This window comes from Thorsellia kenyensis (assembly GCF_042432445.1).
Taxonomy (GTDB): Bacteria; Pseudomonadota; Gammaproteobacteria; order Enterobacterales; family Thorselliaceae; genus Thorsellia; species Thorsellia kenyensis.
In genome coordinates, this window is the sequence record NZ_JBHLXE010000006.1 from 1 (window position 1) to 814 (window position 814).

General features: G+C 41.4%; 1 protein-coding gene. It reads right to left on the reverse strand.

What is annotated here, in order from left to right; genetic code table 11:
• Positions 1-762: Ig-like domain-containing protein (locus ACFFIT_RS00205; protein WP_385875302.1), on the reverse strand; the 762-nt coding region annotated here is incomplete at its 3' end.
• Between the last annotated feature and the right edge of the window lie 52 nt (positions 763-814).

The following is an 814-nucleotide window of genomic DNA, read 5'->3' on the forward strand; positions in this document are numbered from 1 at the left end:
AACACGCCCATTAAAGATCAGCGTATTATCCGCTGTGTTAAAGTCGTTATCTATGTTGGTGTCTGTACTTATCCCTTCAATTGAGATAGTGGCTTCAGTCACTTGAGTATCAACCGTTAACTCGCGCTCATGCTCTGCACCCGGTGTACCAAACTGGTTAACGATTTGCGCTTTGATGGTATATGTGCCATCAAGCAGCGTGTTACTCGTCAAGTTCAAGGTCCAACCTTTACCATCTGGGTTAACCGTGGCACGTAAGTAGCTCACACCACCGTCTAAGCTTACACGGATGTACTCGCCTACACTTAAGTTACGATCAATCGTACCGCTTAAAATGACTTTGTTGTCATTCGTTAAGAAGTCACTATTACTTGAACCTGTATCATCACTCACTTTCGTGATCAAGATGCTGTTTTGTAGAACTTGAGTATCATCAATTGTGATTTGTTTAGTCGTCGTGACAAAACCTAAGTTACCTGCATGATCAATGACACGGACTTTGATATCGTAAGTTCCATTCGCAAATGGTGTACTTGTTCTATCATAGTACCACTCAGTGCCCGTAACGATGGTACGTGTCCATGTTGTACCATTATCAAAGCTGATTTCTACATATTCATCTGCATCTAGCGCTCTGTCTAAGTGACCAAAGAACTCCAACGTCTTATCGTTCGTTTTGAAGTCATTGTCGGCTATACCACGGTCTTCTGAAATTCTATCTAAGTAGACTTTGTTCGTGATATCAGGTGCTTTGTTATCCACTATAATCTCTTGTGACGATTTTGGACCCTCATCATTTACGTTATTGATGATA